The following is a 13,193-nucleotide window of genomic DNA, read 5'->3' on the forward strand; positions in this document are numbered from 1 at the left end:
CGATTCCTCCAGCAGAATCCGACACTTGGCCGGGGGCCGGCACCAGGCTACAGTCAGAGCCAGGGAACAGGGCCGACCACTTTACCCGCCGCGGCCCGGAGATGGATATGGACAACCCGAAGCCCGCAAGACATCGACTGCTGCTCTGGCTGCCAGTTCCCGTTCTGGCCGCCGGCTTAATCCTTACCTGGCTAATGGCAGTGCAGGTTCAGCAGCACAGCGAGAAGCTCAGAAGCCACACGGTTGCAGAGCAGCACCAGAGTGCACTCGCCCTGCTCAGGCAGGAGAAGGACAACCTGGTCCTTGCCGGCAAGCTGATTGCCCGTCCCGCTCCTCCAGACGAGGAAGCTTTCCGGGAACAGTCCCGTACACTGCTGACCGGCCATCCCGGCCTGCTTGCTGTTGAGTACCTGGAAACCGTTCCCCATTCCCTGCGCCTGCTCCGGGAACGGGAGCTTTCCGGGGACCTGGGGCGGCCTGTACCTTTCAGCCGGTGGCAGTCCGGAGGTGGAAGCGGCCCCGTAGAGGAAGCCGAGCAATACCTTATTGTACGCTGGACGGAGGCACGGCCCGATGGCCCGGCCCGGCCCGGCCTGGTGGCCGATACGGTGCCCCACTGGCAGAGCGCCCTGCTGAGCGCTCTCAACCAGCGGGTCGTCACAGCAACTGCCCGCATCGATATCACTCGAAACAATGGCCACTCCAGCTCGGTGCAGCTTTTCATTCCGGGAGTGGATGGCGACCTGCTCGGCCTCGCCCTGGCGCCGGCGCAATGGCTGGCTGAAGTCCTCCAGCCAGCCAGAAGTGCCGCTGTCGACCTGAAGGTTCACGACCTCAGCCAGCATAACAGCGCGCCGCTGGTCCATTTCGACACGGAAGCAGGCCTGGAACACCAGCATGCCCTGCGTTCGGAACTGCTGTTTGGCACCCGCCAGTGGATGATGACCACAACTCCGGGCTCCGGCTTTCTGGTGGAACCTGCCGGGCAGGCCAAACAGATTGTCTGGCTTGGAGGCCTGCTGCTGACCGGCATAGCTGGCGGCGCTACCGGCTTTCTCTCCCGCAGCCTCCGCCGCGAATGGCACCTCAATCGCACGTTCGAGGAAGAACAGCAGCGGCTGAGCCGGCAACTGGACAACAACCAGGTGGAGAAATCCATCCTCAAACAGGCGCTCAATAACAGCGAGCAGCGCAGTCGGGACCTGGTTGCCCTGACGGGCGGCTTTGTCTGTGAGCTGGATGACCGGCACCGTATTGTTTACATGTCCCCCCAGATAATCGACCTTCTTGGCTGTCCTGCCGCTGATTATGCCGAGATGCCCTTTCACGCTCTTGTGTGTGAAACCAACAGGGACAATTTTTTTGCGGCCCTGGCAGACGCCCGCAGGGAACGACGGATGACACGGATCGATCTTCATCTGATCGGGGCGGAAAACGAACCGCTTCCCTTCACTCTCCGGGTGGCCGCCGTTACGGACCCGCTGAGTGGCTGCACGGGTTTCCGAATGACGGGACAGCTGAGGGAGGCCTGAGCTTGTTTCACACAGGATATTCTATTATTCTTATATTCCATTTTTGTTATATGTGGACTGAATAATGAGCAGCCGTCGTAAGGTCCTGTTTGTCTGTACCGCCAACAGCGCCCGGTCACTCATGGCCGAAGCCCTGCTTCGGAAGATGGCAGGGGACCAGTTTGAGGTGGCCAGCGCTGGCACCCACCCTGAAGCTCCCCACCCTCTGGCAATCCAGTGCATTGAAGAGGCAGGGCTGGACAGCAGGGAGCTGCACAGCAAGTCAATGAGCTCCCTCGCCGATGAGCAGTGGGATTACGTCATCACGCTCTGTGACAAGGCCGCCTTTGAGTGCCTGTCGCTGTGTGACCCGGCGCAGCGCATTGCCTGGGATTTCCCCGATCCGGCCATTGCCAACCGTCACTCAGTTTTCGCTCTGGTGATGAAAGAGCTGAAAGAACGGATAAGCCTGTTTGTAATGGTTCACCAGAAATCCAGCGGCCGGGCCAGTCATTACCCGCCCGCCAGTGTGTTCAAGGCACTGGGGGATGAAAGCCGTCTCGGCATCATGCTGATGATCCAGCAGGAAGAAGAGCTCTGCGTCTGTGAGCTTACCCGGGTGCTTGAAGCTTCCCAGCCCAGCATCAGCCGGCAGTTGTCCCAGTTGCGGGAACAGGGTCTGCTTGCGGATGAGCGCCGGGGACAGTGGGTCTACTACCGGCTTCACCCCATGCTACCTGGGTGGATCCACTCCCTGCTGGGTGAGACCGCAAAAGCCAGTGCGCGCTTTCTCAGCCCACTGATGGAGCGCCTGGCGGCCATGCCGGATCGGCCTAAAAAGGCGGACTGCGCCTGATGGGACTTTTCGAGCGGTTTCTGAGTCTGTGGGTTGCCCTCGCGATCCTGCTGGGTATTGCCGGGGGCCATCTGTTGCCCGGCGCCTTCGAGCTGGTGGCCAGCCTGAGCTACGCGCACGTAAACCTGGTGGTAGCGTTCCTGATCTGGGCCATGATCTATCCGATGATGGTGCAGGTGGATTTCAGCCTGCTCCGGAACGTGGGGAAAAGACCCAAAGGCCTCATGCTTACCCTGGTGGTGAACTGGCTGATCAAGCCCTTCACCATGGCCGCCCTCGGCTGGCTGTTCTTCAGGGTGCTGTTTGCCGACCTCGTGGACCCGGCCACCGCCAACGAATACATTGCGGGAATGATCCTGCTGGGGGTTGCGCCCTGTACCGCCATGGTCTTTATCTGGAGTCACCTCACCCGCGGGGATTCCGGCTATACCCTGGTTCAGGTGTCCATCAACGACATCATCATGATTTTTGCCTTTGCTCCACTGGCGGCTTTCCTGCTGGGCCTTACGGATATCACCGTGCCATGGGAAACGCTGCTGCTGTCGGTGCTACTGTATGTGGTCGCCCCGCTGATTGCGGGAATATTCACCCGCCGGTGGCTGTTGCGTTCCGGCGAAAAAAGGCTGGAAGACTGGCTGCACCACAGCAAGCCCACCACAGTACTGGGACTCCTTGCCACGGTGGTCCTGCTGTTTGGCCTGCAGGCTGACCGGATTCTGGACAATCCCTACGCCATCGGACTGATCGCCGTGCCCCTGCTGATCCAGAGCTATGGCATCTTTTTTATCGCCTATTTCGCAGCCCGGAAGATGGCCCTGCCCCATAACATTGCGGCCCCGGCCGGGCTGATCGGGACGTCCAACTTTTTTGAGCTGGCCGTGGCTGTTGCCATCAGCCTCTTCGGCCTGACCTCGGGGGCCGCTCTGGCCACAGTGGTTGGTGTGCTGGTGGAAGTGCCGGTGATGCTCTCCCTGGTGGCGTTTGCCAACCGCACGAGGCACTGGTTCCCCGCGCCGCCGCCCGCCTGACGCGTCCACCACTTACCCAGACACTCAGCCCACAACCTCAGGGAGAGACATCATGAGCAGGACAAAAGCAGGTATCAACGGTTTTGGCAGAATCGGGCGGCTGGCCCTGAGGGCCGCCTGGGAATGGCCGGAATTCGAGTTTTCGGCCATCAATGATCCCGGAGCAGATGCAAAGACCCTGGCCCATTTGCTGAACTTCGACAGTGTGCATGGCAGGTGGGACCATGAAGCAGTCGCCGACGGCGACAGCATCGTAATAGATGGCCGCCGTATCCGGGTCACTGGCAACAAAACAATTGCTGACACCGACTGGTCTGGCTGTGGTCTGGTGATCGAAGCCAGCGGCAGGATGAAAACGGTGGATGTTCTGCAGGGCTACCTGGATCAGGGGGTCAAGCGGGTTGTGGTGACTGCCCCGGTCAAGGAAAAGGGTGCCAGAAATCTCGTAATGGGCGTCAACGACCAGTTGTTTGATCCGGCCACCGACCGCATAGTAACCGCCGCGTCCTGCACCACCAACTGTCTGGCACCCGTGGTAAAAGTAATTCACGAAAAGCTGGGCATCCGGCATGGCTCAATAACCACTATTCACAGCCTGACCAACACCCAGACCATTCTGGACGCACCTCACAAGGATCTGCGCCGGGCCCGTGCCTGTGGCAGTTCGCTGATACCCACCACCACTGGGTCCGCCACCGCCATTATCGAGATCTTCCCCGAGCTGAAAGGGCGCATTGATGGCCATGCGGTGCGGGTTCCCCTGACCAACGCGTCACTGACGGACTGCGTTTTCGAAGTGGAAACCGCCACTGACAGGGATAGCGTCAACAGGTTTCTGAGGGAAGCTGCGGAAGGAGACCTCAAAGGCATTCTTGGTTACGAGGAGCGTCCCCTCGTGTCCATTGATTACAGAACCGACCCCCGATCATCCATCATTGACGCCCTGTCCACCATGGTGGTTAACGGCACCCAGGTGAAGATCTACGCCTGGTACGATAACGAATGGGGTTACGCCAACCGGACCGTCGAGCTGGCACGCAAAGTCGCCGCAGCCGGTTAATGGGGCTTGCGGGCCGGTTGTATATTTACAGGAGAGGGAAGCTGTGACACCGGCCATCCGTCAGTACCTGGTCATAACGGGCAATTACTGGTCTTTCACCCTGACCGATGGCGCCCTGCGGATGCTGGTGGTGCTGCATTTCCACCAGCTTGGCTACTCACCTCTCGAGATAGCCATGCTGTTCCTGTTCTATGAGTTCTTCGGCATAGTGACCAACCTGGTGGGCGGCTACTTTGGTGCCCGCCTGGGCCTTAACAGGACGATGAATGTGGGCCTGGCACTGCAGATTGCCGCACTGGCAATGCTGGCCGTGCCTGCGGCCATGCTGACCGTACCCTGGGTAATGGCCGCCCAGGCCATGTCTGGCATTGCGAAGGACCTGAACAAGATGTCCGCCAAAAGTGGCATCAAGCTGCTTGTGCCGGGCAACCAGCAGGGCAGGCTGTACAAGTGGGTCGCCATCCTGACCGGCTCCAAGAACACCCTGAAAGGGGTGGGCTTTTTCCTGGGGGGTGTATTGCTGATGGCCGCCGGCTTCCGGGGTGCTGTTGTCATCATGGCGGCGGCTCTGGTCCTGGTCTGGCTGGCCAGCCTGTTTCTGCTGAGGCAGGAGCTTGGCAGAAGCAGTGCCAAACCGAAATTCCGTGACATCCTCTCCAAGAGCCGGGCCATCAATGTGCTTTCCGCCGCCCGGCTGTTTCTGTTCGGCGCCCGGGATGTCTGGTTTGTGGTGGCTCTGCCGGTGTACCTGCACACGGTGCTGGGCTGGGCCTTCGGCGAAGTCGGGGCATTCATGGCCCTGTGGATCATCGGTTATGGCTTTATTCAGACGGTGGCTCCGGCCCTGACCGGTCGTGATCGCAACGTCGTGCCAGGGCGGGGACTGGTCGCGGCCTGGGCATTTGTTCTGGCAACGGTGCCCGCGGGTATTGCCATCGGGCTGTTGCTGGGCGCTCCGGCGCAAACCGTGGTGGTTGGCGGGCTTCTTCTGTTTGGTGTGCTGTTCGCCGTCAATTCCTCACTGCACAGCTATCTGATTGTGAGCTTTGCCCGGGATGACGGGGTTTCGCTGGATGTGGGCTTTTATTACATGTCCAATGCGGCGGGACGGCTTCTGGGGACGCTGCTTTCGGGATGGGTCTATCAGGTTTATGGCCTTGAAGCCTGCCTTTGGATTTCCGCCGGGCTGGTGGCACTGGCGGCAGTGATGACCCTGGCTTTGCCGGTGGTGCGTCCTGCCACTGCCTGAATATTCCGGGGGCGGCACCAGCGATTGCCGTGCTAGACTCGAATCAATAACAGCCGGGCAGAATAACAACTCGAAGCTCCTGGGGGAAAGTGTTGAACGAATGGTCAACTCCACCGGTGCAAGCCAGTAATCCGACGCTTGTCGTCCTGGGTTTCCGGAGGCAGATTGTCTACCATCTGCATTTCTGGGCACTGATAGCGGTAGCGCCCCTTGTCATGGTCCAGTGGAACCAGGGCAACGGCCTGCTCGCGCTTCTGCTGCTGGTTTTCTCCCTCAATGCAGTCCTCGTCATGGCCCTTCTGCACTGGAGAAATCTGTACTTCGGCCGCGGCTGGGGTTTCGTGGCTCTGGCTGTAATCTGTTCTGCCTACTCCACTGTTATCAATGGCCACGCCGGGCTCTACTGGGCCTATCCGGCCATCGCAGCAGTATTTTTCCTGCTCTCCCTGCGGGAAGCCTGTATTACAGCGATTGTTTTCATTGCCGTGATGGCCGTTGTGGCCTTTAACATTTTTCCGGAAGCCGACTTCTGGCGCATTCTGTTTTCCCTCGCCCTGACCAGCATATTCGTGCTGGTGTTTGCCTGGCTGGTGGGCCGGCAGCAGACAGAGTTGACACGGATTGCCACCACGGATCCGCTGACCGGCTGCCTCAACCGCTCCCAGCTTGCCGACATACTCAACAGCCAGATCCAGATGCGGGAACGCTATGAGCGGGTTTCAAGTCTGGTGCTCATGGATCTGGATCACTTCAAGGGCATCAATGACCGCTGGGGCCACGTAGCGGGCGACGAGGTACTGCAGGAGGTTGTCATCCGTATCAAGCGCAGGCTCAGGGACAGCGATCAGCTGTTCCGTATTGGTGGCGAGGAATTCATGATCGTGCTGCCTGAAACCCGTCAAAAAGATGCGGAAACCCTTACCCAGCAGTTGCTGACCTCTTTCAGTGCCGGTCCGTTCCGGGAAAATATCCCCATAACAGCCAGCGCAGGGGTGACGGAAGTCGTCAAGGGAGAGACCTGGTCAACATGGCTCAATCGTGCGGATCAGGCGCTGTATGCCGCCAAGTCGCAGGGACGTAACCGGCTGGTAAGCATGCGGGGAGCCGCCACCATCAGCGGGGACGCGTCTAAAACCGGTGAAATGACCAGCCTCCCCTGATCAGTCCCGGATTTTTTTCTGGAACTCGCGGAATGCCCGGAATACCTCCGCCGGGCTTTCATAATGAGGATAGTGGCCAACTCCACGCAGGGTGACGACATCCGGCGATGGCACCAGTTCCCTGTAGCGCAGCGCCATGGCCACCCCCGAAACCGGATCCGCTGTACCCGAGATCAGCCGAATGGGCTGCTCCGCTCTCTGCAGGGCATTGACCCAGCGATTGCGGTGACACCGGCGCTCTTCCATGTAGTGAATCAGGCGATGCTGGATACCCCGGCCGTTGTTGTAGGTCAGGAGCTGCCAGAAATGGTCGAGCTCGTCCGGCCCGGGACATCGCTGCGCGGAAAAAAGCTGGCAGAAGTTCCGGTCGAACACCTTGCGGCTCAGGCCTCGGCTTACAAGCCCTCCCAGCGGGCTCGACAGCAGACGCTGGATCATCAATGGGCGATGCACCTCGGGAAATAGCGCACCGTTCAGAAAGCAGACACTGGCTATCCGGAATCTCAGCAGTCCCTCCTGCTCTCGGGCAAGGAGCTCCTGGGTCACACTGCAGCCGTAATCATGGGCCATCAAATGGACCCGTTTGAGATGAAGGCCTTCAATCCAGCCCTCGTAAAGATCGGCCTGGTCTTCAATGCTGTAGGCGTAATTGACGGGCTTGTCCGAAAAGCCAAACCCCATCATGTCCAGCGCGAGCAGCTGATAGGGCTGCTGGGCAAGCAAAGGCCAGAGCCGGCTCCAGTCCCAGCTTGCAGTGGGGAAACCATGAAGCAGAACCAGTGGCTCCCCCTCCCCCGACATCCGGCTGAATATGGCATATTCACCATAGCTGAACCATTTACCGCCTTCCTGCCACTCTTCCGGCGTGAGTGCACTGTCGGCACCGGTTTTGCCACCGTAGTGGGCGATGACCTGCTCCATGAATTTTGCCTGCCTGCTCCCGGGGTCTGATAGGATCTGCACCAAGACTTTAAATCAAACTGCGCTACGAGACCAGAAACGAACGTCCAGCGCTCTCAGACTGGCGCTGGCGGATGCCACGGGCGCTGGTAGCCATCTGCAAAAAAGTCACTGGTGCCACAGGCTCCAGCGCTTACAATGGGCCCTGAATGCGACACTACGACGACTGGAAACCATCATGACTGACAAACTCACCGAACTCGCCGGGCATTATCGGGAGATCATTGACAAACTGGGTGAGGACCCGGAGCGGGAAGGCCTCCGCAACACCCCTGAAAGGGCCGCCAAGGCCATGCAGTTTCTTACGAGGGGCTATCAGGAAACCCTTGAGGGGCTGGTCAACGACGCCGTTTTTGAATCCCAGATGGATGAGATGGTGGTGGTTCAGGACATAGAGCTGTACAGCCTGTGCGAACATCACCTGCTGCCATTCATCGGCAAGTGCCATATTGCCTATATTCCCCAGGGCCGCGTGCTGGGGCTGTCCAAGTTTGCCCGTATTGTCGATATGTATGCGCGCCGCCTGCAGATCCAGGAAAACCTCACGCGGGAAATTGCCGGTGCCATTGAGACAGTCACCCATGCCAAAGGCGTGGCCGTGGTAATAGAAGCCCAGCATATGTGCATGATGATGCGGGGTGTGGAAAAACAGAACTCACTGATGAAAACCTCCATGATGCTGGGCTCTTTCCGCAAGTCACAGGCCACCCGGAATGAGTTTCTCAACCTGATTCAGAGGCGTTAGTCCGCCCTGATTCCGACTGTGCCAGACCTGGCTCGAGGCTGGTGCACGCGAACAATTATCACTAATTTGCGGAGCGGATGACCCATGCCCCTCAATAATCCTGAACAGCTGAGACAGATCCTCCAGTCCATCCGGACCATTGCCCTGGTTGGCGCCAGCGAGAAGACGCATCGCCCGAGCCATGGAGTGATGGCCTACCTTCAGGGCCGGGGGTACCGGGTTATACCCGTGAATCCGCGCCTCGCCGGCCAGACACTGCTGGGAGAAACCGTCGTGGCGGACCTTGACTCGCTGTCTGAACCGGTGGATATGGCGGATCTCTTTGTCAATTCAGAGAGAGTGGGTGCCGTGGTTGATAAGGCGATAGAAAAGGGTATCCCTGTGGTCTGGCTTCAGGAGGGCGTCATCGATGAAGAGGCCGCAGCCAGGGCTGAAGCCGCAGGTCTGTCGGTGGTGATGGACCGCTGTCCAAAACGGGAAATTCCCCGGCTCGGCATACCCCTTGTGCCCCACCCGGCTTCCTGATGTCTCGCCACCCAGGGCCCCTGCATTACCGGAGGTGACCGGCCATGACCGGAGGTGACACCCTGACCGGCAGTCGGTGAAAACCGGGAAAAGTGTCACGATTTTTTACACTTTCCGATTTGAGTGGATGAGACAGAGGGCGAACACTCAATCCCAACCTCTGTTCATGGCGCAGGTTTCTGCTTTCCGGAACCAAACTTGCGGCTCAGTTTCTGTCAGGAGACGGAATTCGAACACCAAAAGGAGAGGTACCATGACTGAACAGACCCTGTCGTTCGCCAAAATGTTTCTGGTTATCACGGTATTCTGTGTTGCATCCTCCTGGGCGGGCAGCCTGCCGCTCTGAACCGGACGGAAAACAGGTTATCCACCGCAAACCGGACTTGTGGCAGATACGGACATCGATTTCTCTGGCATACTCGTGGCGTTGCAACGAGATCAGTGAGACCGCGATGTTTTTTCGACGAAAACCGAAAGATGGGGCCTCCAGACGCAAATCCAGTGATGGAAAGCCGGAGACCGGACGGATAATCCCGAGGACCCGGCTGCCCGTGGACATGCTGGAAACTGGCATGCGGGTGGTCAAGCTGGATCGGCCCTGGACCCAGGTCCCTGTGCTCTTTCAGGGTTTTATCATCGATACGCCAGCCCAGATCCAGACCCTCCGCCACTACTGCCACTGGGTCATGGTTGAGGGTGATGAAAAAACCATTGCCGTCCTGCAGGCGCGGGTATCTGACCTGCATCGCAGGCTCAGTGAGCCCCTCCCCGAATTCCGCTCCCTGGTAAAGGAACTGCCGAGAGCCCGGACGGCCTATCTCGGCAGCCAGGCATTCGTCGACAGGATACTTTACGACATTGAGCATAGCAGGGAGCTCGACCTGCGGGAGGCACGCCCGCTCATCCAGGGCTGTGTGAAGAGCATCCAGGCCAATGCCAACGCCATGTTCTGGCTGGCACGGATAAAGTCGCAGGACGCCTACACGGCAGAACATTGCCTGCGAGTGGCGGTCTATGCGATCGCCTTTGGCCGTTTTTTGGGCATGCCGGAAGAAGACCTGACTGTCATCGGTCTCTGTGGCCTTCTGCACGACATTGGCAAACTGAAAATCGATCCGGCCATCCTGCACAAGCCCGGCGCCCTCACGGATGAGGAAATGTGCAAGATGCGTCGCCATGCCGAGTTTGGCTATCAGCTGCTGCAGTCACAGCACACCCTCGAGCCCATCGTCGGCGACGTGACCCGGCACCACCATGAACGCATGGATGGCCGGGGGTATCCCTATCAGCTGCAGGAATGGCAGATCAGCCGCTTTGCCCGCCTCATCGCCATTGTCGACGCATTTGACGCCCTCACCAGCGACCGCTGCTATCGCGAAGGTGTACCTACTTCCGAAGCCCTGCGAATCCTGTACCGGGGCCGGGGAGTACAGTTTGACGCCGAGATGATCGAAGCCTTCATTCGCATGGTGGGTGTCTATCCCGCCGGCACACTGGTGGAACTGAACACAGGCGAGGTGGCGCTGGTCATAGCCAGCCACCCGGGGAAGAAGCTCAAACCCAGAGTCGAGCTTCTTCTGGACGCAGACAAGCGCGCCAGGACGCCGTATATTGTTGATCTCGCAGACACCCCCCTGGATGCCGGGGGAATCCCTTACAGCATCCGGCAGCCCCTGCCGGATGGCGCTTATGGGGTCTCGCTGGAAGGCAGGATAAACGGCGTCATTAATGAAAGTCGTGTCGGATAGAACGACTTCTGAAGTTTCCCGGATGAATCGTAACTCTATACTCCCGACCCGGAGTGCTGTGTGAAAGATGTGAAACCCGTACCGGACATTGTCAGACGCAGCCTGCTCAGCACCGGCCTTCCTGTTGTCATTTTCGTGACCTTTCTGGTTATTGCCATCGCTCTCAGTTACGGCATTGATCAGGAGGAAGATTCACAGATCCGGCTTGGCCTCACCACAGAAGCGGAGAATCTGGCCCGGGAGCTTGAACGGGATTTCAATGCCCACCTGCTTGCCCTGCGCCGGATGGCTGAACGCCGTCGGGTTCAGCCGGACCTCCCGGAGAAGCTGTGGCGCCAGGATGCCCGCCACTACCTTGACCATTTCGGTACCTATCAGGCCATCGTGTGGATAGACAGCAACTATATCGTTCGCTGGGTCGAACGGCCGGAGGGCAACAGCCAGGTAATCGGCTTCAACGTAGCTTTTCCCAGCAGCCGGCGCCAGGCGCTGTCAGAAGCTGCCCGCACCGGTCTTCCGGACATGTCCGGCGTGGTCGAGCTGGCGCAGGGCGGCACCGGGATGATGATCTATGAGCCCATCGGTAAAGGCGAGGAAAACATGGGCTTCGTTGCGGGGGTATTCCAGCTCGAAAATCTCCTTGGCACCCTTGATACCCCGCGGGTGAGGCAGAATTTCCGCGTTCTGATCCGAGAGGAAGGACGCATTGCCCATGAGATCGAAAGTGCGAATCCGGTCCACGAAGACCTCGCCCAGAGTGTGCCGCTGACACTGCCCGCCATTCAGTGGTCGCTGGAGCTGGCACCGACGGATGCCTGGGTGGAGCGGCATCGCAGCCTCTGGCCGTCGTTCACCTTCTACACACTCATCATCATGGGTCTCCTGATCAGCGCATCAATACTGCTGGCACAGGGCATCCTCAAGCGCAATCAGGCTCTTCTCCGGACCCGAAACCAGCTTCAGTCCGAAATCGATCAGCGCAAGAGCGCGCAGAAATCCCTCGAGCGCCTGGAGTCCACCGACCCCCTCACTGGTCTGGCCAACCGACGGTTCTTCATGGAAGACCTGGCCCATACCCTGACCCTGGCAGACCGTCAGCTCCGCCAGGTAGCACTGGTGATGATTGATCTGGACAGGTTCCAGATACTTAACGACACCCTCGGCCACCAGTTCGGTGATGAACTTCTAACCAGGGTTTCCGAAAGGCTCAGCAGGCTGGGCGACGAGAGAGTCCTCGTTGGCTATGCAGGTGGCGACGAGTTCATGGTCTGCCAGCAACATGTGGAAGAAATTGACGATGTTGTGCACCTGCTGGGCCAGCTGAAACAGTCGTTCCAGCAGCCCTTCGAGGTGCAGGGCGAGCAGCACAGCATCACTGCTACCATGGGCGTGGCGGTCTATCCCCAGAGCGGCCTGGATGCTGATATCCTGCTGCGTAACGCCGACGTTGCCCTGTATCGGGCAAAGGAGAGCGGACGCAATACCTATCAGTTCTATACCGAAGGCATGCAGGACCGGGAAGTCATGCGGCTGGAGCTGGACAGGGACATCAGCACCGCTCTTGCCCAGGACGAATTCGTCCTTTTCTTCCAGCCCCAGCTGGACCTGACGACCATGAAAATTGGCAGCGTCGAAGCCCTGATTCGCTGGCAGCACCCAACACGGGGCCTTGTACCCCCTGTTGAGTTCATCCCGCTGGCCGAGGAAAGCGGGCGGATTACGGACATCGGACGCTGGGTTGTGCGCGCCGCCTGCCGTCAGTTGGCGGCGTGGAATTCGGGGCCTCTTGCCAACATCCGGATTGCCGTCAACATTTCCGGGCGGGAGCTGGATGATGAGGGCCTTGTGGACCACATACAGCAGACGCTGAAGACACATGGAGTGTCCCCCAGTCGCCTCGAGGTAGAACTTACCGAAGAGATTTTCGTGGAAAACCTGGAGCGCAACCTGGACCAGCTCCTGCGGCTTCACAAGCTCGGAGTTCAGCTGTCGATAGACGATTTTGGCGTCGGCTATTCCTCCCTCGCCTATCTGCGTGACTTCCCGGTGGACCTGCTGAAAATAGACCGCTCGTTCATCACCCGGGTAACCGAGCGTCACGACGACGCAGTCATCACCCGGGCGATTATCAACCTGGCCCACAACCTGGGTATCCAGGTGGCAGGCGAAGGCGTTGAAACCGAGTCCCAGCTCAGCTTTCTGACAAGCCATCGCTGCGATCTGGCCCAGGGTTATCTGATCAGCCGACCCATTCCCGCGGATCAGCTCGAGGAATTGCTGGCAAAGGGAATTCGGTTCGAAGAACTGGCCGGCCTTCGTTAATTCCCGTCCGGCCGGTTCGTTAAGCTGCT

At 59.1% G+C, this 13,193-nt stretch carries 11 protein-coding genes; 10 read left to right on the forward strand and 1 reads right to left on the reverse strand.

The window, feature by feature from the left end:
* Positions 1 to 107 precede the first annotated feature (107 nt).
* The 6 genes from LG327_RS03625 to LG327_RS03650 all read left to right on the forward strand — a co-directional run bounded on the left by LG327_RS03625 (position 108) and on the right by LG327_RS03650 (position 6,864).
* On the forward strand, positions 108 to 1,532 hold the full coding sequence (locus tag LG327_RS03625; RefSeq protein ID WP_404365877.1) for a PAS domain-containing protein: 1,425 nt from the start codon (positions 108 to 110) through the stop codon (positions 1,530 to 1,532).
* A gap of 64 nt (positions 1,533 to 1,596) precedes the next feature.
* Positions 1,597 to 2,367: a metalloregulator ArsR/SmtB family transcription factor gene (locus LG327_RS03630; RefSeq protein WP_404365880.1), complete on the forward strand. Its 771-nt coding sequence runs from the start codon at positions 1,597 to 1,599 to the stop codon at positions 2,365 to 2,367.
* Positions 2,367 to 3,395, forward strand: coding sequence for an ACR3 family arsenite efflux transporter (arsB, locus tag LG327_RS03635; protein ID WP_404365882.1), 1,029 nt, complete (start codon positions 2,367 to 2,369; stop codon positions 3,393 to 3,395). Before LG327_RS03630 ends, arsB begins: the two co-directional genes overlap by 1 nt.
* Positions 3,396 to 3,447: 52 nt before the next feature.
* Positions 3,448 to 4,455, forward strand: a complete 1,008-nt coding sequence (locus LG327_RS03640) for an ArsJ-associated glyceraldehyde-3-phosphate dehydrogenase (protein WP_404365884.1) — start codon at positions 3,448 to 3,450, stop codon at positions 4,453 to 4,455.
* Between the two features lie 43 nt (positions 4,456 to 4,498).
* Positions 4,499 to 5,704, forward strand: coding sequence for an organoarsenical effux MFS transporter ArsJ (arsJ, locus tag LG327_RS03645; protein WP_404365887.1), 1,206 nt, complete (start codon positions 4,499 to 4,501; stop codon positions 5,702 to 5,704).
* A 92-nt stretch (positions 5,705 to 5,796) separates the two neighbouring features.
* Positions 5,797 to 6,864, forward strand: coding sequence for a GGDEF domain-containing protein (locus tag LG327_RS03650; protein ID WP_404365890.1), 1,068 nt, complete (start codon positions 5,797 to 5,799; stop codon positions 6,862 to 6,864).
* Here the strand turns inward: LG327_RS03650 and LG327_RS03655 are convergent, their stop codons facing one another.
* The gene (locus LG327_RS03655; RefSeq protein ID WP_404365894.1) at positions 6,865 to 7,785 is read right to left on the reverse strand and encodes an alpha/beta fold hydrolase; all 921 of its coding nucleotides are present in this window, start codon (positions 7,783 to 7,785) and stop codon (positions 6,865 to 6,867) included. It lies immediately after the preceding gene.
* Between the two features lie 217 nt (positions 7,786 to 8,002).
* On the opposite strand from LG327_RS03655, the gene folE reads away from it, so the two are divergent.
* From folE to LG327_RS03675, 4 genes are all read left to right on the forward strand, one after another.
* On the forward strand, positions 8,003 to 8,569 hold the full coding sequence (gene folE / locus LG327_RS03660) for a GTP cyclohydrolase I FolE (protein ID WP_404365897.1): 567 nt from the start codon (positions 8,003 to 8,005) through the stop codon (positions 8,567 to 8,569).
* A gap of 84 nt (positions 8,570 to 8,653) precedes the next feature.
* Positions 8,654 to 9,094 carry a CoA-binding protein gene (locus LG327_RS03665; protein ID WP_404365900.1) on the forward strand — a complete coding sequence of 147 codons (441 nt, stop codon included), beginning with the start codon at positions 8,654 to 8,656 and terminating at the stop codon, positions 9,092 to 9,094.
* Between the two features lie 452 nt (positions 9,095 to 9,546).
* Positions 9,547 to 10,842 (forward strand): HD-GYP domain-containing protein, encoded by a 1,296-nt coding sequence (locus tag LG327_RS03670; RefSeq protein ID WP_404365903.1) that lies wholly within the window; start codon positions 9,547 to 9,549, stop codon positions 10,840 to 10,842.
* A gap of 60 nt (positions 10,843 to 10,902) precedes the next feature.
* Positions 10,903 to 13,164, forward strand: coding sequence for a putative bifunctional diguanylate cyclase/phosphodiesterase (locus LG327_RS03675; RefSeq protein ID WP_404365906.1), 2,262 nt, complete (start codon positions 10,903 to 10,905; stop codon positions 13,162 to 13,164).
* Positions 13,165 to 13,193 lie beyond the last annotated feature (29 nt).

Origin of the sequence: Marinobacter sp., assembly GCF_044799475.1 — a bacterium.
Taxonomy (GTDB): Bacteria; Pseudomonadota; Gammaproteobacteria; order Pseudomonadales; family Oleiphilaceae; genus Marinobacter.